Origin of the sequence: Methyloceanibacter superfactus (genome assembly GCF_001723305.1) — a bacterium.
GTDB lineage: Bacteria > Pseudomonadota > Alphaproteobacteria > Rhizobiales > Methyloligellaceae > Methyloceanibacter > Methyloceanibacter superfactus.
Window position 1 is genome coordinate 1 of the sequence record NZ_LPWF01000024.1, and the last position, 22255, is coordinate 22255.

Sequence of the window (22255 nt, forward strand, 5' to 3'; positions counted from 1 at the left end):
TGGTGGCTCTTCCTGTCCACGATGACCCATGCGTACCGCGCCACCTCGGGCGCCGTGTCCTTCGTCCCGAGAAGCAGACGGTCTGCAGCTCGCGTCCTCATGGACGAGGGATGCGTGCATCATACTGCAAGTTTGAGAGGCGGGGATAACGCGGGGATAGGGCTCGTACTCTACGTCACGTCCGGAGACTCGGGCAGTCACCTTTGCTAGTGTAGTCAGGAGGCGATGACCTTCGGCAGCTTCATTGGGAGGGTCCAATTCTGGCGGACCACCAGAGTCCGCGGCATTGAGGGGAGATGCGGCATGTCCATGTTGCGCGGTGTCTTGGCGGGAGCTTTTGCGCTCGGCCTACTCGGCGTCTCTTCGGGGAAGGCGCAGGATTCGGGCAACCTCGCGCAGCAGGCGCAAAACCCGATCGCCAACCTGATCTCGGTGCCATTTCAGAACAACACCAACTTCAATGTCGGGCCGTTCGACGACGAGCAGAACATCCTCAACATCCAGCCGGTCATCCCGTTCAAGCTGAACGAGGAGTGGAACCTGGTCACGCGCTGGATCCTGCCGGTGGTCTATCAGCCGCCGGTGTATCAGGGCGACGAGAGCGATTTCGGCCTCGGCAATTTCAACCCGAGCTTCTTCTTCGTCAATCAGGTCGGCCCGAAGCTCATGATCGGCGCCGGGCCGACCTTCCTCCTGCCGACCAACACCGACAGAAGTCTCGGCCCCGACAAATGGGGCGTCGGCCCGACGGCGGCCATCGTGTGGACGCCGGGTAAATGGGTGGTCGGCGCGCTCGTCAATAATATCTGGTCCGTCGCGGGCGACTCGAACGAGCCCGACGTGAACGCTTTCCTGCTCCAGTACTTCGTCAACTACAATTTGAAGCACGGTTGGTACCTCACCTCATCGCCGATCATCACCGCGAATTGGGAGGCGCCCGACGACGATCAGTGGACGCTGCCGTTCGGCGGCGGCGTGGGCCGCGTCTTCAAGGTCGGCGCGCAGCCCGTGAACATGTCCCTCAGCGCCTACGACAACGTCATCGCACCGGAAGGCGGCCCGGACTGGCAGCTGCGCTTCCAGGTGCAGCTTCTGTTTCCAACGGGGGGATGAACGAGTAGGAGGAGGCTTCGATGAGAATGGGCAAGTTTCTGTCGACGATCACTGGGGCCTCGACACCACGGCCGCGGTGACCTGGCTCGATCCCAAGATCGGTTTTGAGATCTCCGCCGCGCCCGGCTTCACCTTCAACGGGGAGAACCCGGACACCGACTACCGGGGGGACATCCCGGTCAGCACGCAACTGATGTGGACGCACGACTTCGATGTCGAGAACCGGCTCGAGGGCAATCTCGGCTTGCTGACGGTGTCGCTGCCTCTGTCGGGGCATTCGCCGGCGCCGGCCGATCTCGAGTGATCCGTCAGGGAGCGGCCTAGAAAAACGAAAGGGAGGGAAGAAACATGAGAGGGATTGCAGCCATTACGGTTTGCGCCGTTGCCGCGTTCTTTGCGAGCGCAAGCTTCGATGCGCCGGCCGAGGCCAAGAAGTTCAAGCCGCCCCACGTGGCGAAGAATTTCGGGAAGCAGGCCGGCAAGGCGGCGCGCAATGCGGGCAAGAGCGTCTCGCGCGCCGCGCGCTGGGGCGGAACCGCTCTGTGGGTCGGGACGGGGGTCGGCTGGGGCCACGCGAAGGTGACCAACAACTGCACCTACTACTACAACCGGTACAAGGAGACGCGCGATCCAAAATGGAAGCACCAATACAACGCGTGCATCCGGTAGGCCGGCCCGGAGCCGCTTAGCCCCGGCAGAGCCGCGTCAGCGCCTCTTTGTCGAGGATCTGGATGCGCGCGTAGCGATGGTCGATGAACCCCGCTTCGACGAAGCGGCGCATGATGCGCTTCAGCGTCGGCAGCGACACGGCCGTCATGTTCGCCAGCTCGGCTTGCGACAGGGGAATCCATCCCGCCGGGTCGCCGCGCGTGGCCGCCTCGAGGACGAGCCGGTCGGCCACCCGCTTTTCGGTGGAGGGGATGGCGAGGTTGGAGATGATGTCGAAGGCCGTGCGGAAGTTCTGATACGTGAGGGCGTAGAAGTCGGCATAAAGCCTGGGATCTTCCTCGGTGAGCCGGCGGAGCTCGTTCACCGGAAACTGTACCATCTGCGTCGACTCGGCGGCATGAACCGAGACCAGGCGCGGCCCTTGCGAGAAGAGGGCAAGATCGCCGAACCAGAAGCCCGCCCCGGCCCGGTGCACCGTGTAGTCCTCGCCGTCCGCGCGGGGGATGGAAATATTCAGCGACCCCGAAATCAGCCCGAAGATGCCGTTTGGCAGGTCGCCGGCCAGATAGATGCGATCACCCTTGGCGAAGCTGCGGAGCTTGGCGATGGCGCCGAGCGTCGCGCGCGTCTTCGCCGAACGCTGCGAGAACCACCCCTGGGCCGCCAGCATCTTGAGGGCGCAGGCCAAATCCATCGTCGGAGCGTCCATGGGACCTCAATCCGGTCATCTGAGCGATTCCAAACTCTGGTTGAAATATACCATGCAGAGTTGTCCCGAAAGGGAAAGCGGCCGTGCGCACGGCCCGGGACAATAAGAGAGGAGCGTGGGCCTGTTCCACCAGGCCGGCGACTAGCCGAAGTGCGCGTCAAGAGGAGGAGCGTCTGATGAAACTGCGAACCAGAGGGCCGGCTCGCGCTGGTCTGATCGCGGCCGCGGCATTGCTATTGCTCGCAACGGCCGGCCCGAGCCGGGCACAAGACACCGACACCAACGCAACCACCGACAAGCCCAACATCCTGGTCATCTGGGGTGACGACATCGGCCAGGGCAATATCAGCGCCTATACCAAGGGCCTGATGGGCTACAAGACGCCGAATATCGACCGCATCGCCAATGAAGGCATGATCTTCACCGATTATTACGGGGAGCAGAGCTGCACCGCGGGCCGGTCGTCCTTTATCACCGGCCAGAGCGTGTTCCGCACCGGCCTGTCGAAGGTCGGCCTACCGGGCGCCGATCTCGGCTTGCGCGCCGAGGATCCGACCATCGCCACGATGCTGAAGGCCCAGGCTATGCCACAGGCCAGTTCGGCAAGAACCATCTCGGCGACAAGAACGAGTTCCTGCCGACCCTCCACGGCTTCGATGAGTTCTTCGGCAACCTCTATCACTTGAACGCGGAAGAAGAGCCGGAGAACGAGGACTATCCCAAGAAACCGGAATTCCGCGAGAAGTTCGGCCCGCGCGGCGTGTTGCACACCTGGGCGACCGAGGAGGAGGACGACACCGTCGATCCGCGCTTCGGTAAGGTCGGCAAGCAAAAGATCGAGGATACCGGCCCGCTCACCAAGAAACGCATGGAGACCGTCGACGACGAGACCGTCGACGCCGCCATGGACTTCATCGAGCGGCAGGTGAAGGCGGGCAAGCCGTTCTTCACCTGGTGGAACGGTACCCATATGCATTTCCGCACCCATGTCGCGGAAAAGGACCGCGGCATCTCCGGCCAGGATGAATATTCCGATGGCATGGTGCTGCATGACCGCCATGTCGGGAAGCTCCTTGCCAAGCTCGACGAGCTCGGCATTGCCGACAATACCTTGGTGCTCTACTCGACCGACAACGGGCCGCATCAGAACACCTGGCCGGATGCCGGAACCACGCCCTTCCGCAGCGAGAAAAACACGAACTGGGAAGGCGGCTGGCGCGTGCCGGCCATGGTGCGGTGGCCCGGCAAGATCGAGGCCGGCTCCGTGTCCAACGGCATCATGCATCACATGGACTGGTTGCCGACCTTCCTTGCCGCCGCCGGCCAAGCCGACGTCAAGGAGAAGCTTCTGGACGGCTACACCGTGGGCGACATGACCTACAAGGTGCATCTGGATAGCTACAATTTCCTGCCCTACCTCACGGGCAAGGAGAAAGACTCGCCGCGCGACGAGATCTTCTATTTCTCCGACGACGGTGACCTGATGGCCTTGCGCTACCATGATTGGAAGGTCGTGTTCATGGAGCAGCGCACGCCCGGCACTTTGAAGATCTGGGCCAACCCGTTCACCGAGTTGCGCGTGCCCAAGATCTTCAATCTGCGCCGGGATCCGTATGAGCGCGCCGACATCACCTCCAATACCTATTACGATTGGATGATCTCGCGGGCCTACATCCTGGTGCCCGCGCAAACCTATGTCGGCAAGTTCCTCAAGACCTTCGAGGACTATCCGCCCCGTCAGAAGCCGGCGAGCTTCACCGTCGGCGGTCAGATGGAAGAGCTGGAGAAGGCCTTGGGTAAGCTCCAAAGCGACCTCCAGTAGAAAAGATCGGGTGCCGGGCGGGATGCCGCCCGGCACTTTCTCGCGTTGGGTGTGGGAGCGTCAGATGCTTTGTAGAATTCGTCCCTTGATCGCGCTGGTCGCGTTCCTCTTTGTCGTCCCTGCGTTCGCGCAAGATGACGACCCGCTGCCGTCCTGGAACGACGGCGCCACCAAGCAAGCGATTATCGACTTCGTGACGAAGGTGAGCGAGCCGGAAAGTGGCGACTACTTGCCGCCCAAGGATCGCATCGCCACCTTCGACAATGACGGCACGCTTTGGCTCGAGCAGCCGATGTATGTGCAACTCGCTTTTGCGCTCGACCGCGTCAAGGAGCTGGCGCCGGAGCACCCAGAGTGGAAGAAGACGCAACCGTTCAAGGCCGCGCTCGAAGGCGACATGAAGGCGCTGGCCGCGTCCGGCGAGAAAGGCGTGGCCGAGCTGGTGATGGCCACCCATGCCGGCATGACGCCCGCCGAATTCCAGACGATCGTCGGCGACTGGCTCGCCACCGCCAAGGACAAGCGCTTCGAGCGCGGCTATACCGGACTCGTCTATCAGCCGATGCTGGAGCTTCTCGCCTATCTGCGCCAGAGAGGCTTCACCACTTACATCGTGTCCGGCGGCGGCATCGAGTTCGTGCGCAACTTCTCGCAAGCCGTCTACGGCATTCCGCCGGCGCAGGTCGTCGGCTCCAGCATCAAGACCAAATACGAGGTCGTCGATGGCGTGCCGACGGTCATGCGCTTGGCCGAGATGAACTTCATCGACGACAAGGACGGCAAGCCCATCGGCATCACCGAGCATATCGGCCAGCGGCCCATCGCGGCGTTCGGCAACTCCGACGGCGATTATCAGATGCTGGACTGGACGACCGCGGGCGACGGGCCGCGCCTCGGCCTGATCGTTCATCACACTGATGCGGAACGAGAATATGCCTATGACCGCGACTCGTCGGTCGGCCGTCTCGACAAAGCGCTTGACGACGCGCCCGGCAAGGGCTGGATCGTGGTCGACATGAAGAATGACTGGAAAGAGATATTCCCCCCGAAGGAATAGCAAAAGACCCTGCATCACTCATCGAAAGGAGAAGTAGCCACAATGCGTTTGCTCAAGCATGGAAGCGCCCTGACGGTCGCTGTGCTGTTGGCCTGCGGTGGCACGGCCCTCGCGCAGGATACGGAGGCGCAGACCGACAGCTCGGCGAAGAAGCCGAACATCCTGTTGATCGTCTCCGACGACACCGGCTGGGGCGATCTCGGTCCCTATCTCGGCGGCGAGGCGCGGGGCATGCAGACCCCGAATTTCGATCGGCTCGGCAAGGAGGGCATGGTCTTCACCAACTATTACGGCCAGCCGAGCTGCACGCCGGGCCGCGCCGCGATCCAGACCGGACGCATTCCGAACCGCAGCGGCATGACCACGGTGGCCTTCCAGGGCCAAGGCGGCGGTCTCCCGGCGGCGGAGTGGACCCTCGCATCGGTTTTGAAGAAGGCCGATTACAACACCTACTTCACCGGGAAGTGGCATCTGGGGGAATCGGACTACGCGCTGCCGAACGCCCAAGGCTATGACGTGATGAAGTACACCTTCCTCTATCACCTCAACGCCTACACCTACGGCGACCCGAAATGGTTCCCGAACATGAGCCCGGAGCTGCGCGCGCTGTACGACAAGATCACCAAGGGCGCGCTGTCCGGCAGGGCGGGCGAGACGCCAGTGCAGGACTGGAAGGTCAACGGCGAATACGTCAATACGCCGGAGAAAGGCGTCGTCGGCATTCCCTATCTCGACGAGTATGTCGAGAAGGCCGCGCTCGAATTCCTCGACGACGCGGCCAAGTCCGACAAGCCGTTCTTCATCAACGTCAACTTCATGAAGAACCATCAGCCGAACATGCCGGCGCCGGAGTCGAGCATAAGTCTATCTCGAAGTCGAAATATGCCGACGCGGTCGTGGAGCTCGACACGCGGGTGGGCAATCTTCTGAAGAAGCTCGACGACCTCGGTCTGGCCGACAACACCATCGTTTTCTACACGGTGGATAACGGCGCCTGGCAGGACGTCTATCCGGACGCCGGCTATACGCCGTTCCGTGGCACCAAGGGTACGGTCCGCGAAGGCGGCAACCGCGTTCCCACGATGGTGCGTTGGCCGGGCAAGGTCGCGGGCGGCTCCAGGAGCGACGACGTCCTGGGCAATCTCGATCTGATGGCGACCTTCGCCTCCGTGGCCGGCATCGACCTGCCGAAGGAGGACCGCGACGGCAAGCCGATCATCTTCGACAGCTACGACATGACGCCGGTCTGGACCGGCGCCGGCAAGTCGAAGCGCCATTGGTGGTTCTACTTCACCGAGGACGAGCTTTCGCCGGGCGCGGTCCGCGTGGACAACTTCAAATATGTCTTCAATCTCCGCGGCGCCGACGGCGCGCATACCGGCGGTCTAGCGGTCGACACCAATCTCGGTTGGAAGGGGGCGAGCGAGTATGTCGCCACCGTGCCCCAGGTGTTCGACCTATTGGCCGACCCGCAAGAGCGCTACGACATCTTCATGACCACGTTCACGGAAAGCACCTGGGCGGTGGTTCCGGCCAACGAGTCGGTCGCGAAGCTGATGAAGACCTACGTGGAATATCCGCCGCGGAAGCTTCAGAGCGAGACCTATACGGGCCCGATCACCATCTCGAAGTACCAGCTCTTCAAGTCGCTCCAAGAGCAGCTTGCCAAGGATGGCTTCAGCATCGGCTTGCCCACCGGCAACTAGACAGACGACAGGCGGCCCGGCGATGGGCCGCCTCCCATTTTTGAACTGAAGGAGTGGAGAGGAAACCCATGAAACGCTGGAGTCATTTATTGTGTTGCGCAGCCGCCGTCTTGGCGGTCGGCGCAACTGCGTCTTACGTTTATGCGCAGTCGGCGCCCGGTCGCGCCTTGATGATCTACAAGCAAGGCGTGACGCCGGAAGAAGAGGTTGCGGACCGCGCGGCCTGTCACGATTGGGCCGTGGCGCAGACCGGCTTCGATCCCAGGGCGATCTTTACGGCGCAGCAAGCCGGCATCGACACCCGGACCATTCTCCGCGTTACGGAGAAGCTCGATGCCGCCTCCGGCGGCACGGATCCGCGGTTGGGCTCCGGCGCTTTCGGGGGTGCGAGCACCTCCGCCGACAGACGCCGCATGAACGAACTTTACGCCAATTATCTGCGGGCCGGGGCGCTTTGCCTCGAGGGTCGCGGCTACACAGTTGCACGATAGGAGCCACACGATGCGATCGATTTTCAAAGCGGGCCTTGGGCTCCTCTGTCTGTTCACCATGCCGGCCGCCGCTTCGGCGGCTGAAGGCACCTTCATGTGCGCCTTCACCGACATCTTCGAGTGCGTGGATGTGGCGGGCTGCAAGCGCGTCCCCAACGACTACGTCAATCTCCCGCCCGTGCTCAAACTCGACTTCGACAAGAAGGTCATGACCTCGGACGATCTGGAGCAAGATCCCACCAATATCGATATCAAGGACATGGTGGAGACGGGCGATCTCGTTCTGTTGCACGGGATCGGCCGGAACGAGATTTCGCCGCGGTCGTTCAGCGCGGCCATCTCCATGAAGACCGGCAAATTTCACGCCGGCATCACCACCGGCGACGCGACACTCGCCCTGGTCGGGGACTGTGTGGACGGTCTCTAACCGGCGACGCTGAAGGGCCGGCGGTTGGCTGACAATTCGGCGAATGCGACAGGGAAACGGCGGGCACGCGGATGGCGCTTGCCCGCCGGTCTCAGGCCGCGACTCTAGCCAGCGCGTTGCAGTCCGATCATGTCAGCCAGCGCCATGCGGGGACGGGCTTCGGGCGGCTGCGGCCGGGGGCCGGCCTCGTGCGGTTGCGCCTGCGCCTTGGGCACGGATGACGTGCTGGCGAGCCGCCGCTGCTCCGCCTCGATAATCGTGGTCACGGCATCGAAGTCGGACTTCAGAACCTTGAGTTTGCTGTCATGCTCATGCTTGATCCGGTCGATGTCCTTGGCGAATTGCGCCTCAACGGCGGTCATCTGCTCCCGAAGAAAATTGACACGGTCTTGCAGGTCGTTTCGGATGTCACGCATCGACTGTCCCCCTTTGACTGGAATGCGGGTGCTTAAACAATCAAGGCAAGCAACGGGTTCCAGTCATTCCGCCTCCAAAAGGCCTGAGTAGGACGAAGTGACCCGTCGCCGGCGCAAATCATCGTCACGAGAAAAGGCCGGGACGCCGGCTGCCGCCGCGGCGGAGCCGAAAAAGGGCCGAGCCCAAGGCGTGAGCGCCCCGCCCGCGAGGCCGAAGCGCTGGCTCTGGATCGCCGCCGGCCTCGCCGCCGTGCTCGTCATCGGCGCGGGGTTGGGCCTGCAATATATTGCGCGGAGCCCGACCGCGCCTGCGGCGCTCGAGCCCGGGATGCTCGCCTTCGTCGGCAGTGAGACCTGTATCGGCTGCCACCAAGAGGCGGGCAAGCTCTGGCATCCCTCGCAGCACGCCCACGCCATGGCGCATGCGAGCGAAGACACGGTGCTCGGCGATTTCGACGACGCGCGGTTCGACTATTTCGGCACCATTTCGCGCTTCTTCAAAAAGGACGGCAAGTTCTACGTCGAGACCGACGGACCCGACGGCACGCTGCAAAGCTTCGAGGTGAAATACACCTTCGGCCTCGAGCCCTTGCAGCAATATCTCATCGAATTTCCGGACGGCCGCGTGCAGGCGCTCACCATCGCCTGGGACAGCCGCACCAAGGAGGAGGGCGGTCAGCGCTGGTTCCACCTCTATCCGGACGAGCATATCGGTCACGACGATCCGCTCCACTGGACCAAGCTGAACCAGAACTGGAACTTCATGTGCGCCGAGTGTCACTCGACCGGCGTTGCCAAGAATTACGATCTCAAGACCGGCCGTTTCGATACCACCTGGAAGGAGATCAGCGTCGGCTGCGAGGCGTGCCACGGCCAGGGCTCGGCCCACGTCGCCTGGGCGAAGGACTGGTCGCCCTTCGCCAAGAAGGACACTGCGCTCGGCCTGCTGGCGCGCTTCGACGAGCGATCCGGAGTCACCTGGACGCGCGCCACCGAGACCGGCCAACCCAAGCGCAGCGCCACGCCGGCGCGTTTGCGCAAAGAGGTCGAGATGTGCGGCCGCTGCCACGCCCGCCGCGGGATCGTCTCGGAAGACTTCGTGCCCGGGCGCTCCCTTTCGGACAGCCACGTCGTCTCGCTGATCGGCCGCGGCCTCTATCAGCCGGACGGCCAGATGCTGGACGAGGTCTATAATTACGGCTCGTTCAAGCAGAGCAAGATGTTCGCCGCCGGGGTGACGTGCAGCGACTGCCACGATCCGCACAGCGCCAAGCTGAAAGCCAAGGGCGATCAGGTCTGCTTGCAGTGCCACGCCGGCAGCTACGAGACGGTGGCGCACACCCATCACGAGGGCGACGCGGCGCCGTCCTGCGTCGCCTGCCACATGCCGGCGCGGACATTCATGGTCATCGACGAGCGCCACGATCACAGCTTCCGCGTGCCGCGCCCCGATCTCTCCGCGACGCTCGGCACCGACAATGCCTGCACCGATTGCCACACGGACAAGTCGGCCCAATGGGCGGCCGCGGCGATCGAGGACTGGTACGGCCCGGAGCGCAAAGGCTTCCAGACCTTCGGGCCCGCTTTCCATGCGGCATGGACCGGCGCCGGCGATGCGCCAACGCTGCTGTCTGCCGTGGCAGGCGATGCGGACGCCCCCGCCTTCGTCCGCGCCAGCGCGCTCGAGGAGCTCACGGCCTATCCGTCGCGGGAAACGGCGGCGCTCGTGCGCGAGGGGCTGGCGGATCCCGACCCGATGGTACGCATCGCCGCGCTCGACCATCTCGAGGCGGCGCCGCCGGCGCAACTTTGGCCGCTGGTCTCGCCGTTGCTCGACGATCCGGTGCGCGGCGTGCGCATCAAGGCAGCGTTCCTGCTCGGCGGTATCCCGCTCAAGGACCTGCCGGCCGCCGATCGCAACCGTCTGGCCCGCGCGGAAGGAGAGTTCGTCGCCGCGCAACTCCTCAATGGCGACAGGCCCGAGGCGCGCTCCTTGCTCGGCCGCTACTATTCACGCACCGGCGACATGCCGAAGGCGGAAGTCGAGTATCGGGCGGCGCTTGCCTTGAGCCCGCATTTCGCGCCGGCCGCAGTCAATCTCGCCGATCTCTACCGCCAGACTGGGCGCGACGCCGACGGCGAGGCGGTGTTGGTCGAGGCGCTGGAATTGTCACCGCAGGACGGCGGCCTGCATCACGCGCTGGGGCTGACGCTGGTGCGCCTCAAGCGCCCGGCCGAAGCCATCGAGCATTTACGCCGTGCGGCCGAGCTGGAGCCCGGTCGCGCCCGCTACGCCTATGTCTATGCGGTCGGCCTCGAGTCGATCGGCAAGCGCGACGAGGCCATCGCCGTGCTTGAGGACACTCTCAAGCGCCATCCGGGGGACCGCGAGAGCCTCATGGCCCTCATCAACTTCGCCCGTGCTGGCGGCGATTCCAAAACCGCGCTGCGCTATGCGGAAACGCTCGCCGAAATCGAGCCGGATAACGAGCCCCTGGCCGGATTGATCCAGCAATTGCGCGGCGAGATCGCCGGATCGCCCGGCAACTAGCGCCTCACGGAATGGCCTGCGTTCGCAGCAGCGTCCACAACCCAAGCAGCACCACGAGCATCGCCCCGCCGATCTCCAGCATCCGCCCGAGACCGGCGCGAATACCCTCCGTCCGCGCCAGCACGGATAGCAACCGCGCGCGGAACAGCGTGGCGATGACCGCCACCGAGGCGATGGTGACGATCATCCCGGCCGCCATGGCGGCGGTCACGGCAAGTCCCGCCGCCAGGAGACCGCGCGCCAGCGCGTAGCTCAGAACGAAGGTGGTGAGCGGGCAGGGGATCAGCCCGGTGACGAAGGCGAGGGTCCGGCCGTCGCCGGCATGGACATGCTCGGTGCGCGCCGCCGAGCGCCAGAGCAGGAAGGCGCCGATGAGCACGATCAGCACGCCGCTCGCGATCTCGAATTGCGGCGTCCGGCCGCCCACCGCGAAGGCCTTGCTGATGACGGCGAAGCCGGCCAGCACGAGCAAGATGGCGAGGCCGACATGGGTCAGGGCCAGGATCGCGCCGTTGGCGATGCTCGCCAGCAGGCTGCCGGGCTGACCGAGATGGTAGGAAAACAGCACCGTCTTGCCGTGCCCCGGCATCAGCGCGTGGACGGCGCCGAACAGAATGGCGGCCCCCATCGCCACGGCGATCGCCCAGGGGCTGCCATGGGCCACCTCGCCGAGTCCGCTGGCCATGCCGCCATAGAGCCAGCGCTGAAGGGCAACGATTTCCTGCATGCGAGCTGATGTGGCACGGCCCCATCAAGCGGGCAAGCGTGCGAATGCGCCTTCGCGACGCGTCTCAGCTCACGTCGGCGGAGGAGAGGCTACGGCCTAACGGAAGGGGCCGGAGGCCCAAGCCGGAACTGGCTGGTCGACGCCCGGTCCGGGGATCGGAATGGCGTTGCCGTAGTCGGAGACATGGCCGCCGTCGCCGCCGCTGCTGCTGTACGGCATGGCGAGCGAGCTGCCCTGGAACTCGGGCAGAGCATAGACCGGGCCCAGGCCGTGGAACTCCGCGGCGCTGTCGGGGATATCCTGATCCTTGCCTTGAATCTCGAAGGCAGCCGCGCCGATCGGCGCCAAAGCCAATCCGGCGGCGCCGCAAAGCGCGAGGACGAGACCGAGATATTTCATGTGTTCCCTCTAAGCCGATTGTCTCAGCCGAAGCAATCTAACGCTGAATCGCGCCGAAAGCCAGGGCGCGATCCGGCTTTGTCCCTCGGGAGCCGCCAACCGTGGCCGCCCCGCAACAGTCCGGAGCGTGGCGGAAAATTGCGGCGGGGCCGCGGCTTTCGGCGGATTTTGCGCGCCCATCGCCGGCCATCTGTTCCGCTTGAGCCCGGACGCTGATACATCTCCGCGGCATGGCGCCCCGCATCCTCTACGTCGTGACCGAAGACTGGTATTTCCTGTCGCACCGGCTGCCGATGGCCCGGGCGGCCAAGCGGCGGGCTATGAGGTCCATGTCGCCGCCCGGCTCAAGGACGGCCGTGCCGGCATCGAGGCGGAAGGCTTCACCGTCCATGCGCTCGATTGGAGCCGCGGCAGCCTCTCGCTCAGGGATAGCCTCGCCGCCATCCGTCAGCTCAGGCGCCTCTTCCACGCCGTGCAGCCCGCCATCGTCCATAATGTGTCGGTGAAGCCGGCCGTGCTCGGCTCGGCGGCGAGCCTTGGCCTGCCGCCCGTCATCGTCAACAGCCTGACCGGCGTCGGCTCGCTGTTCATCGGCGAAGCCAAGGTGAGCGGGCTCGCGCGCCGCGCCGTGCGCTTCGCCCTGGGGCATCTGCTGCGCCGGGAGAAGAGCTGGACCGTGGTACAGAACCCCGAGGACGGGGCCTTCGTACGCGAGCTCGGCGTGGCGCCGGACCATGTGGTCCTCATCCGGGGATCGGGCGTCGACACGGAGCGCCTGGTGCCGATGCCGGAGCCGCCGCCCCCGGTCACTTGCGCCTATGTCGGGCGCATGCTCACCGACAAGGGCGTGCCGGTGGTGATCGATGCCTTCTCGCGTCTGGCGAAGAAGGGGCTGACCATGCGGCTGCTGCTGGCCGGCGATTGCGACAAGGAGAACCCGGGCTCGCTGGCGCCGGAGCAATTGCGCGAATTCGCCAGCGCCTTCGGCATCGAGTGGCTCGGTCACGTGGCGGATGTCCGCGAGGTCTGGCGCCAGGCGAATTTCGCCGTGCTCGCCTCGCGCCGGGAAGGCCTGCCCAAGAGCCTGCTCGAGGCGGCGGCTTGCGGCCGCGCCATGGTGGCGACCGACGCGCCGGGCTGCCGCGAGGATCGCCATCGACGCGTCACGGCGCTCACCGTGCCGGTCGACGATCCGGCGGCGCTCGCCGACGCCATGGCGCGCATGGCGGAGGATCCGGCCATGCGCGAGAAATTCGGCAACGCGGCGCGCGCGCTGGTGGAGACGGAATTCTCCGCCGATGCCATCGGCCGCCAGACGGTCGCCTTGTACGATCGGGTCGTGGGCGCCAGCGGCTAGGCGCCGGCCACTAGGTTCCGGCTTCGGCGCGCATCATGGCGACGATACCGTCATGGGTGGCGACGGACGGCTGCCAGCCGGTCGCCATGAGCTTCGCCGGATCGATGACGAACGCGCCCGAGACGCGCTCCCAGTCCGCCTCGCGGCCGAAGGACTTCATGATCTTCTTCACCGCGCCGGTGGGAACCTTCACCAGGTGAGGGGGCTTCCCGAGGCCCTCGCGCATGGCGCCGACCAGGTCGGCGACGCTGATGGGCTCGGCGTCGGCCACGAGAAAGGTCTCGTTCTGGGCGGCGTCGCTCTCCAGCACATGGCCGATGGCCGCGACGAGATTGTCGAGCGCAAGCAGCGAGCGGCGATTGTCGAGGCCGCCGAAGGGGAGCGGCATGGGCGTCTTGGCCAGCGTGGCGAGCGAGGCGATATTGCCTTTGACGCCTTTGCCGTAGACGACCGCCGGCCGCAACACCGTGTAGCCGACCCCGCTCGCGGCAAGCAGCCGCTCCGCGTCGAGCTTGGACCGGCCATAAGTGTCGGTGGGCTCGGGCGCGTCCGTCTCGGTGATGATGCTGTCCGCGGCGAGGCCCACTTGTGCCCGCACCGAGGACATGAATACCAACCGTTCGACCTTGCCCTTGGCTTGCGCGGCGAGCTCGCCAACGGCGTCGGCGTGATGCGGTTATAGACGTCGTCGGTCAGGACACCGGGCGCGTGCGCGATGCCCGCCAGATGCACCACATGGGTCACGCCGTCGAGCATCCCCGACCAGTCGGCGGCCGTGGCGAGATCCGGTAGCGCGACACGCTCCACCTCGGCGGCGGCGATGATCGCCGACGGATCGCGCGCCGCGGCGCGCACCTGAAAGCCTTGCGCCGCCAGCGCGGTGACCGCCTTGCGGCCGATGAAACCGGACGCGCCGGTGATGAGCACGCGCCGGGCCATCTAGCGTCCCCGCCCCAGATTGAACAGCACCAGCCCGGTGGCGACGAGGCCGAGGGCTAGCAGGATGAGATCGGCTGTGAGCGACCGGGACAGCGCGGCCACGACCGCCAGGACCATGAGCCAAAGCCCGAGCGTAAATACGCGCAGCGTCACTTGCGGCACGCGCAAGCCTTGCGCCACGGCCCGCTGATAGAAATGAGACTTGTGGGCGGATAGCACGGGCTCGCCGGCGAACAAGCGGCGGAAGAAGGTGATCGCCGCCTCGCTCAGCGTATAGAGCGCCAGCAGCAGCCCCGACACCAGATGGGCCTCCGCCACCACGATCAGCAGGAAGGCGAGCAGGAGGCCGATCGGCAGGCTGCCCGCGTCGCCGAGAAAGATCTGCGCCGGATGCTTGTTGAACGCGGCGAAGCCGAGCGTGGCGCCGAGCAGCGCCAGCGCGAGCAGCCCGATGCTCGCCGGCACCGCGCCAAGCCCGGTGAGGATCACCACGCCGAGCGTCATCGGCACCACTTGCGCCACCGTCATCCAGTCGAGCCCGTCGAGGAAGTTGACGGCGTTGACGAGCCCCACCACGCCGATCACCAGCAACACGCGCTCCACGCTCGCGGGCAGCATGTCGGGCAGCAGGCGGAAATCCTGCGGCAGCAGAAAGATCACCGCGGCGGCGACCAGAAGCTGCGCCACCAGGCGCCACGACACGGCGAGCGCATGGGCATCGTCGAGCGCGCCGATGACGGTGAAGGCCGCAGCGCCGATCAGCACGGGCAGGAGATTGGGCGGCGGCACGGCGAGCCCGAGCAGCAGCACCCCGGCCATGACGGCGAGCACCGAGGCCATAACGGCGAGGCCCGCGCCTTGGGGCGTCGGCGTCGCGTGCGACGAGCGCGCGTTCGGCTGGGCCAGCAGGTGACGGATGAGCAGGGCTTCAGCACGAGGATCAGCGCGGCGCTGAGCCCGGCGCTGACGGCCAGCACGGCGGCCCAAGAGATAGCCCAAGAGACGAAATCGGCTTGCGGCATGTGCTCAGTGAAGCGTGCGCGAGGCGGGCTGCCACTCGCCCTTGGCGGGGGCGGCATGGACGGCGGTCGCGGGCACATAGCCCTCGACCGTGGCGCGGAGCATGTCGTGGAGCTCGCTCACATCGACGCTCTGAATCGCGTCCTCCAACCGCTCCAGCGCGGAGATCAGGTCGTCATAGGGCAGCACCGGCTCGGAGTTCTTGAAGATGCGCGGGTGGTTGGTGCCGGTGGTGTTCTCGCCGATCAGCAGCTCCTCGTAGAGTTTCTCGCCGCGCCGCAGGCCCACATATTCGATGGCGATGTCGCCGTCGGGATGGGCCTCGTCGCGGACTTCGAGCCCCGACAGGCGGACCATGGTGCGGGCGAGATCGTCGATCTTCACCGGCGTGCCCATCTCCAGCACGAACACCTCACCGCCGGTGGCCATGGCGCCCGCCTGGATGACGAGCTGGGCGGCTTCCGGAATCGACATAAAGTATCGGATCACCTCGGGATGGGTGACAGTCACCGGACCGCCGTCGCGGATCTGGTTGCGGAACAGCTTGACCACCGAGCCCGACGAATCGAGCACGTTGCCGAAGCGGACCATGGTGAAGATCGTGCGCGCGCCTTCCATGGCCAGCGCCTGCAGAATCAACTCGGCGAGGCGCTTGCTGGCGCCCATGATGTTGGTCGGGCGCACCGCCTTGTCGCTCGACACCAGCACGAAGCGCTCCACCCCGAGCTCCTTGGCGGCCTCGGCCACCACGAGCGTGCCGAACGTGTTGTTCTGCAAGCCGGCGAACGGGTTCACCTCGACGATGGGCACATGCTTGTAGGCGGCGGCGTGATAGATCACCTCGACGCCTTGCTCCTCGATGGTACGGGCGATGAGCTTGCGGTCGAGCACGGAGCCGAGCACCTGAACGATGGTGGTCTCGGGCGGCGGGTCGCCCTGCGCCTGCTTCGCCCGCTGCCGCTGCATCTCCTCGATCTCCATCGAGATCTCGTACAGCGCCACCTCGGAGAGCTCGAACAGGACGAGGGTCTTCGGCCCGAGTTGCAGCAATTGGCGCGTCAGCTCCGAGCCGATGGAGCCGCCGGCGCCGGTGATCATCACCACCTTGTCCCGCACTTGGGCGGTGAGCAGCTCGATGTCGGGCGTAACCGGATCGCGGCCCAGCAAATCCTCCACGTCGATGGGACGCAGGTCGCTGATCTCGACGCGCCCGGAGGCAATCTCCTCTAGCGCCGGCAGCGTCTTCACCAGCACCGGATGGGACTCGAGCACCTTGAGCGCCAGGCGGCGTTCGCCGCGCAGCGCCGAAGGCGTGGCGAGCAGCACCTCCTTCACGTTCTCCTCGGCGATGACTTTGCCGATCTTCTCCGGCCGCACCACCTTGACCCCATGCACCACCTGGCCGGCGAGCGACGGGTTCGAGTCGATGAAGGCGACGGTCCGGTAGGAGCCGGTCTCGTTCAGCGCGCGCAGAAGCTGGATGCCGATGGTGCCGGCGCCGTAGATGATGACGTTCTTCCGCTCGTCGAAGCTCACCGGCGTGAATTGCGGGGCGGATTTGAGCAGCATGGCGCCCGCCCATTGCCGGCTGAGACGGATGAGGCCCGACGCGATGAGCGCATAGATCACCACCACCGAGCGCGGCTGACCTTGGACGCCGCTCATCAACACCACCAGCGCCCACATCACCGCGGCCATGATCACCGCGGTATAGATGCGCGTGGTGCCCTCGGGCCCGATGAAGCGGGTGACGAGCTTGTAGAGCCCGCGCACGTAGAACACGAAGATGCCGACGACGGGCGCCGCCAGCATGAGCAGGAAGATCTCCAGATCCTCCGGCACGTAGATTCGGCTGAGACGCAAGGAATAGGCGGCCCACAACGCGATGCTGAGCATCGCGAAGTCGTTCACGATCAGAAGCGTCCGCTTGAACCAGCGAGGACGCTCGATCAGCCAAACGGCTAGCGTCATGACGGCCGACCCCGCTCCGGACCTAAATCCACCCCAAGACGTTCACGCCCAAGACGCTCATGCGCATCATGACGGTCATGCACATAGGGCAAGAAGATCATGCACATAGGAAGAGTGCGCTGAACCATAACCGAAGCCTTTGGCAAACGGAAGCAAGGGGACGGGGCCGTGAGGGCGCCCGCGCATGGGCTTTGAGGTCTCATGGCCTTCCGGTAAAGCTCATGGAGGCTTCCGGCGAATGAAGCCGGGATGTAGCACTGCCAGCACGGCGAGGGAAATGGGCAATCCGGCGGCAATTGGGCCGAGGCTGACGACGGGCTTGCGGGTCTCGGCGATCGCCACGGCGCTGCTGGCGGCGGCGCCGGCAGGGCAAGCGGCCGGCGGCGACACCGTCACCCTGGTGACGCCTGTGGTCTACGGCACCCACCTGCCCGGCCTCGGCCGTCCCGCCCGGACGCTGGCCCGGGACATCAAGAAGCGCTCGGGCGGGGCGCTGGTGCTCGACCTCAAGGAGCCCGGCGACGGCACCAAGCCTCACGAGATTCTCGACAAGGTGTCCGACGGCCGGGTCGATGCCGGCTTCGCTACCGCGGGTTTCTGGGCGGCCAAGGTTCCGGCCGCGACCCTGTTCGCCGGCTACCCCTTCGGCCCCGACGCGAAAGCCTATCTCGCCTGGTTCGACCGCGGCCATGGCAGGGCGCTCTATCAGGAGGTGTACGACCAGGCCGGCCTCAAGGTGCATGTCATTCCATGCGCGTTCGGCGGCGCCGAGGCGGGCGGCTGGTTCGCCAAGGAGATCGGCGCGAAGAAGGATCTCGAGGGCCTGCGGATGCGGATCTTCGGGCTCGGCGCCCGCGTCATGTCGCGGATTGGCGCGGTCCCCGTGCTCGTACCCGGCAGCGGCATTCCCACGGCCTTCGACAAGGGCGAGATCGACGCCGCCGAGCTCTACACGCCCGCCGTCGACCGGACGCAAGGCCTGCAAGACGCGGCCAAGATCATCTACATGCCCGGCTGGCACCAGCCGGAGACCGTGCTCGAGCTTTTGATCAACAAGGATCGCTGGAAGGCGCTGAGCCAGGACCAGCAGGGCATGATCGAGGCGGCGTGCCGCGATCTGCTGCAATCGAGCCTTGGCACCAGCGCGGGGCTTCAAGCCGAGGCGCTGGCCAGTTTCTCGGCCAAGGACAGCGTCCGCGTGCTGCCCTGGCCGGCCGACGTGCTTGCGGCGTTGCGCGCCTCCTGGGCGGAGATCGCCAGGGAAGAGGGAGTTCGCGACTACCTGTTCAAGCAGGTCCTCGAGGATATCGAGGCCTTCCAGGTCAAGGACGCCAACAAGGGGGCGAGCGCGGCGGCGTCTCGAAACCTGCGGGGGAGCCGGACAAGACGCCGGCGAAGGCGCCGGACGCGGCCGGGACGGGCGAAAAGCCCGCGCCCGCGCCTGCGCCCTGACAGCTATTGCTGCGTCTTCAGATAGGCGATGATGTTGGCGCGCTCGTCGGCATCTGGAATACCCTGAAACGCGAGCGCCATGACCGAGGTTGGGAGCAGCGCCTTCGGATCGGCGATCCAGCTGTCGATATGCTCCTCGGTCCAGACATAGCCCTCGTCACCGAGTTTCTTCATGCCCGGCGAGTAGGCGAAACCCTCGACGGCCGCGGCCTTGCGCCCGACGATGCCGTTGAGCTCGGGGCCCACCAGCGTCTGTGCGTTGGGGCCTACCTGATGACAGATGCCGCATTTGGCGGTGAACGCCGCCTTGCCCGCCTCGGCGTCACCCGCCGCCAGGGTCGGCGCCGTCATGCCGAAAAACACCGCCACACTCAGCCCAACGAGACTAGACTTCCTCATCTCCATGCTCCTTGAGAGTGCCCGAAAAGCGCCATTTGGGCGCCAATCGGGGATTGCCCAACACCTCCCAGATGACCCCGTGTAATCTACCAGAGGCCGGAAGCGCCCATATGCGACATGCTAACGCCTAGGTCGCTGGGGAGTTGCCCCTGGGACCATTTTGGCACGCCGTGGCGGGCGCGTATTGCCCGTGTCCCGCGCCCATGCGAAAGACTAGCGGGAGCCCTTTCCCGCCAACGCCACTCGGACGGTTTCGGAGCCTCTTTGATGTCGACAGTGACTTTTCCCGATCCGGACCGCGCGGTCATTGCGCGTCGGAACGACATCGTGAAGCAGTTGAAGCGGCTGGTCCCCGAGGCGGTCATGATCGCCGACGAGGAGGGCCGCCGCACCTTCGAGTCCGACGCGCTCACCGCCTATCACTGCCTGCCGCTCGCCGTCGTGCTGCCCGGCACCACCGAGGAGGTGTCGGCGATCCTGCGCTTCTGCAACGAGAACCACATCAAGGTCGTGCCGCGCGGCGCGGGCACCTCGCTCTGCGGCGGCGCGTTGCCGCTCGAGGATGCGCTCGTCGTCTGCCTGTCGCGCATGCGGAAGGTCCTTGCCATCGACACGGCCAACCGTGTCGCCCGCGTCGAAGCTGGCGTCACCAACATCGCCATCACCGAGGCGGCGTCGAAGGACGGCTTCTTCTACGCGCCCGACCCGTCGAGCCAGATCGCCTGCACCGTCGGCGGCAATATCGCCACCAATTCCGGCGGCGCCCATTGTCTCAAATACGGCGTGACCGTGAACAATGTGCTCGGGCTGCGCATGGTCATGATGGACGGCGAGATCGTTGACCTCGGCGGCACCTATCTCGACGCGCCGGGCTACGATTTCCTGCCGCTCATCACCGGCTCCGAGGGCCAGCTCGCCATCGTCACCGAAGCCACGGTGCGCTTGCTGAAAGCGCCGGAAGGATCGCGGCCGATCCTGCTCGGTTTCGACTCCACGGAGGCGGCCGCGTCTTGCGTTGCCGCCATCATCGCCGGCGGCATCATTCCCGTGGCCATTGAGTTCATGGACCGCCCCGCGATCCATGTCTGCGAGCACTTCGTCAGCGCCGGCTACCCGCTCGACGTCGAGGCGCTGCTCATTGTCGAGGTGGAGGGGTCGCAAGACGAGATCGAGTATCTGCTGGAGAAGATCGAGGACATCGCCCGCGACTTCCTCCCCAGCTACTCGCGGCGGAGCATGAGCGCCGAGGAGAGCGCGCTGATCTGGAAGGGCCGCAAGGCCGCCTTCGGCGCCATCGGCCAATTGTCGGATTACTACTGCATGGATGGCGTCATCCCGCTGTCGAAGCTGCCCAAGGCGCTCGACGAGATCGGCTGGATCTGCCGGAAATATCGTTTTGACGTCGCCAATATCTTCCACGCCGGCGACGGCAACCTTCATCCGCTCATTCTCTACAACGCCAACGACTCGGTGCAGCTCGAGCGCGTCGAGCTTTGCGGCGAGGAGATCCTGAAGCTGTGCATCGCGCTCGGCGGCTGCCTGACGGGCGAGCATGGCGTCGGCATCGAGAAGCGTGAATTGATGTACGAGCAATATACCGACGAGGACATTGATCAGCAGGTCCGCGTCAAGGAAGCGCTCGACCCCGCCTGGCTGCTCAATCCCGGCAAAGTGTTTCCCATCGAGGGCCGCGACGCGCGCAAGATGCGCGGCCTCGAGCTGCATCAGCTCGAGGAGCTCCAGGAGTTCGAGCCGCAGCCCGAGCTGGCGGAAGGGCACGACGTCCCATGACCGGTCACATGCGCCTTGGTTTTCATGCGCCCGAGACGGAGGAGGAGCTTGCCCACCTCGTCGCCGAGGCCGTGGATACGCGCACGCCGCTTGAGGTCATGGGACGCGGCACCAAGCGCGAGATCGGCCATCCCGTTGGCTCCGGCGCCGTGGTCTCGACCGAGGCCATGGTCGGCGTGCCGGTTTACGAGCCGACCGAGCTGGTCATGGTGGCCAAGACCGGAACCCCGCTCGCCCAGATCGAGGCGCAGCTCGCCGAGAACGACCAGGAGCTCCCCTTCGAGCCGGTCGATCTCGGACAGCTGCTCGGCTACGCGCCGGGAGAGGCCACCATCGGCGGCGTGGTCGCCACCAATATTTCAGGCAGCCGGCGCATTCTCAAAGGCGCGGCCCGCGATCATGTCCTGGGCATGCGGGCCGTCAACGGGCGCGGCGAGGTAATCAAGTCCGGCGGCCGGGTGATGAAGAACGTCACCGGCTACGATCTCGGCCGCACACTCGCCGGCTCTTGGGGCACGCTCGCCATCATGACCGAGGTGGCGCTGAAAGTGCTGCCGGCCCATCGCGAGGTCCGCACCGTCATCTGTTTCGGCCTCACCGATCAGACCGCCATCGAGGCCCTGTGCATCGCCATGGGCACGCCCTACGAGGTGTCCGGCGGGCTGCATTTGCACGCGGCCATCGCCGAGCGCTTCTCGAACGAGGACATCGCCGGCGCTGGAGCCGCCGTCACTGCCATCCGGGTGGAAAACGCGCCCGCTTCGGCCCGCTACCGCGCCAACAGCTTGAAGCAGGCCCTGCTCGCCTACGGCCCGGCGCTGGAGCTCGACACGGAGCGCAGCCGGGCCTTTTGGGGCGAGGTCCGCAGCCTCAAAATGTTCCAGAGCACGCCAAACCCGCTCTGGCGCGTGTCCACCACGCCCTCCGCGGCGGCGAAGCTCGTCGGCAATCTGTCCCGCAAGATGCGCGTCAACGCCGCCTATGATTGGTCGGGCGGCATGATCTGGATGGAGACGCCCGCCCTCACGGACGGCGGCGCGGTGGATATTCGCCGCACGCTTGCCGAATTTGGCGGGCATGCCACCTTGATCCGTGCCGAGAATGCGACGCGGTCCGGCATCGACGTGTTCCAGCCGCTCGACCCGCCGATCGCCTCGCTCACGGCGAAGCTCAAGCACGCCTTCGATCCGCTCGGCATTCTGAACCCGGGCCGCATGTACCGGGATATGTAGCGCAAAG

Annotated in this window: 17 protein-coding genes and 5 pseudogenes; 13 read left to right on the top strand and 9 right to left on the bottom strand. The window is 65.6% G+C overall.

Going from position 1 to position 22255, the window contains the following annotated elements; genetic code table 11:
* Positions 1-303 precede the first annotated feature (303 nt).
* The 3 genes and pseudogenes from AUC69_RS07360 (at position 304) to AUC69_RS07370 (ending at position 1782) form a co-directional block, all read left to right on the top strand.
* Positions 304-1113, top strand: coding sequence for a transporter family protein (locus tag AUC69_RS07360; protein ID WP_083239200.1), 810 nt, complete (start codon positions 304-306; stop codon positions 1111-1113).
* A gap of 58 nt (positions 1114-1171) precedes the next feature.
* Positions 1172-1417: pseudogene (locus AUC69_RS07365) on the top strand (transporter); the annotation flags it as partial.
* A gap of 44 nt (positions 1418-1461) precedes the next feature.
* Complete coding sequence (locus tag AUC69_RS07370; protein WP_069441589.1) at positions 1462-1782, top strand: hypothetical protein; 321 nt, start codon at positions 1462-1464, stop codon at positions 1780-1782.
* A 16-nt stretch (positions 1783-1798) separates the two neighbouring features.
* Here the strand turns inward: AUC69_RS07370 and AUC69_RS07375 are convergent, their stop codons facing one another.
* Positions 1799-2491, bottom strand: coding sequence for a Crp/Fnr family transcriptional regulator (locus AUC69_RS07375; protein WP_083239201.1), 693 nt, complete (start codon positions 2489-2491; stop codon positions 1799-1801).
* A gap of 176 nt (positions 2492-2667) precedes the next feature.
* Here AUC69_RS07375 and AUC69_RS07380 point away from each other — a divergent pair.
* From AUC69_RS07380 to AUC69_RS07400, 5 genes and pseudogenes are all read left to right on the top strand, one after another.
* A pseudogene (locus AUC69_RS07380) lies at positions 2668-4313 on the top strand (arylsulfatase).
* Between the two features lie 64 nt (positions 4314-4377).
* Complete coding sequence (locus AUC69_RS07385; protein WP_069441670.1) at positions 4378-5370, top strand: HAD family hydrolase; 993 nt, start codon at positions 4378-4380, stop codon at positions 5368-5370.
* 42 nt (positions 5371-5412) lie between these two features.
* Positions 5413-7076 (top strand): annotated as a pseudogene (locus tag AUC69_RS07390) (arylsulfatase).
* 68 nt (positions 7077-7144) lie between these two features.
* Entirely contained in the window at positions 7145-7567 is a 423-nt protein-coding gene (locus AUC69_RS07395; RefSeq protein ID WP_141700651.1) for a hypothetical protein, read from the top strand.
* A 10-nt stretch (positions 7568-7577) separates the two neighbouring features.
* Positions 7578-7994 (top strand): hypothetical protein, encoded by a 417-nt coding sequence (locus AUC69_RS07400; RefSeq protein WP_069441592.1) that lies wholly within the window; start codon positions 7578-7580, stop codon positions 7992-7994.
* A gap of 104 nt (positions 7995-8098) precedes the next feature.
* Here the strand turns inward: AUC69_RS07400 and AUC69_RS07405 are convergent, their stop codons facing one another.
* Positions 8099-8410 carry a hypothetical protein gene (locus tag AUC69_RS07405; protein ID WP_069441593.1) on the bottom strand — a complete coding sequence of 104 codons (312 nt, stop codon included), beginning with the start codon at positions 8408-8410 and terminating at the stop codon, positions 8099-8101.
* 190 nt (positions 8411-8600) lie between these two features.
* Here AUC69_RS07405 and AUC69_RS07410 point away from each other — a divergent pair, with 190 nt between their 5' ends.
* Positions 8601-10961, top strand: a complete 2361-nt coding sequence (locus tag AUC69_RS07410; RefSeq protein ID WP_342018554.1) for a tetratricopeptide repeat protein — start codon at positions 8601-8603, stop codon at positions 10959-10961.
* A gap of 4 nt (positions 10962-10965) precedes the next feature.
* Here the strand turns inward: AUC69_RS07410 and AUC69_RS07415 are convergent, their stop codons facing one another.
* Together AUC69_RS07415 and AUC69_RS07420 are read right to left on the bottom strand one after the other, a co-directional pair.
* Positions 10966-11688 (bottom strand): nickel/cobalt transporter, encoded by a 723-nt coding sequence (locus AUC69_RS07415; protein WP_069441595.1) that lies wholly within the window; start codon positions 11686-11688, stop codon positions 10966-10968.
* A gap of 96 nt (positions 11689-11784) precedes the next feature.
* The gene (locus tag AUC69_RS07420; RefSeq protein ID WP_069441596.1) at positions 11785-12087 is read right to left on the bottom strand and encodes a hypothetical protein; all 303 of its coding nucleotides are present in this window, start codon (positions 12085-12087) and stop codon (positions 11785-11787) included.
* A 127-nt stretch (positions 12088-12214) separates the two neighbouring features.
* Here AUC69_RS07420 and AUC69_RS07425 point away from each other — a divergent pair, with 127 nt between their 5' ends.
* On the top strand, positions 12215-13444 hold the full coding sequence (locus AUC69_RS07425) for a glycosyltransferase family 4 protein (protein WP_083239203.1): 1230 nt from the start codon (positions 12215-12217) through the stop codon (positions 13442-13444).
* A gap of 10 nt (positions 13445-13454) precedes the next feature.
* Here the strand turns inward: AUC69_RS07425 and AUC69_RS16975 are convergent.
* From AUC69_RS16975 to AUC69_RS07440, 4 genes and pseudogenes are all read right to left on the bottom strand, one after another.
* A pseudogene (locus tag AUC69_RS16975) lies at positions 13455-14099 on the bottom strand (NAD-dependent epimerase/dehydratase family protein); the annotation flags it as partial.
* Between the two features lie 104 nt (positions 14100-14203).
* Positions 14204-14383: pseudogene (locus tag AUC69_RS19680) on the bottom strand (NAD(P)H-binding protein); the annotation flags it as partial.
* A complete protein-coding gene (locus AUC69_RS07435) occupies positions 14384-15382 on the bottom strand; it encodes an MraY family glycosyltransferase (protein ID WP_083239205.1) in 999 nt (332 codons plus the stop codon). It abuts the pseudogene before it with no gap.
* Between the two features lie 27 nt (positions 15383-15409).
* Complete coding sequence (locus AUC69_RS07440) at positions 15410-17374, bottom strand: polysaccharide biosynthesis protein (RefSeq protein WP_069441597.1); 1965 nt, start codon at positions 17372-17374, stop codon at positions 15410-15412.
* Positions 17375-17651: 277 nt separating this feature from the next.
* Between AUC69_RS07440 and AUC69_RS07445 the strand changes: the two genes are divergently transcribed.
* A complete protein-coding gene (locus tag AUC69_RS07445; protein ID WP_158008046.1) occupies positions 17652-18851 on the top strand; it encodes a TRAP transporter substrate-binding protein in 1200 nt (399 codons plus the stop codon).
* On the opposite strand, the gene AUC69_RS07450 is transcribed toward AUC69_RS07445, so the two are convergent.
* The gene (locus tag AUC69_RS07450; RefSeq protein WP_069441671.1) at positions 18830-19225 is read right to left on the bottom strand and encodes a c-type cytochrome; all 396 of its coding nucleotides are present in this window, start codon (positions 19223-19225) and stop codon (positions 18830-18832) included. The two genes, AUC69_RS07445 and AUC69_RS07450, sit on opposite strands and share 22 nt — an antisense overlap.
* A 264-nt stretch (positions 19226-19489) precedes the next feature.
* Between AUC69_RS07450 and AUC69_RS07455 the strand changes: the two genes are divergently transcribed.
* Positions 19490-21016, top strand: a complete 1527-nt coding sequence (locus tag AUC69_RS07455) for an FAD-binding oxidoreductase (RefSeq protein ID WP_193427410.1) — start codon at positions 19490-19492, stop codon at positions 21014-21016.
* Between the two features lie 8 nt (positions 21017-21024).
* The gene (gene glcE, locus AUC69_RS07460; protein WP_069441672.1) at positions 21025-22248 is read left to right on the top strand and encodes a glycolate oxidase subunit GlcE; all 1224 of its coding nucleotides are present in this window, start codon (positions 21025-21027) and stop codon (positions 22246-22248) included.
* Positions 22249-22255: the final 7 nt, after the last annotated feature.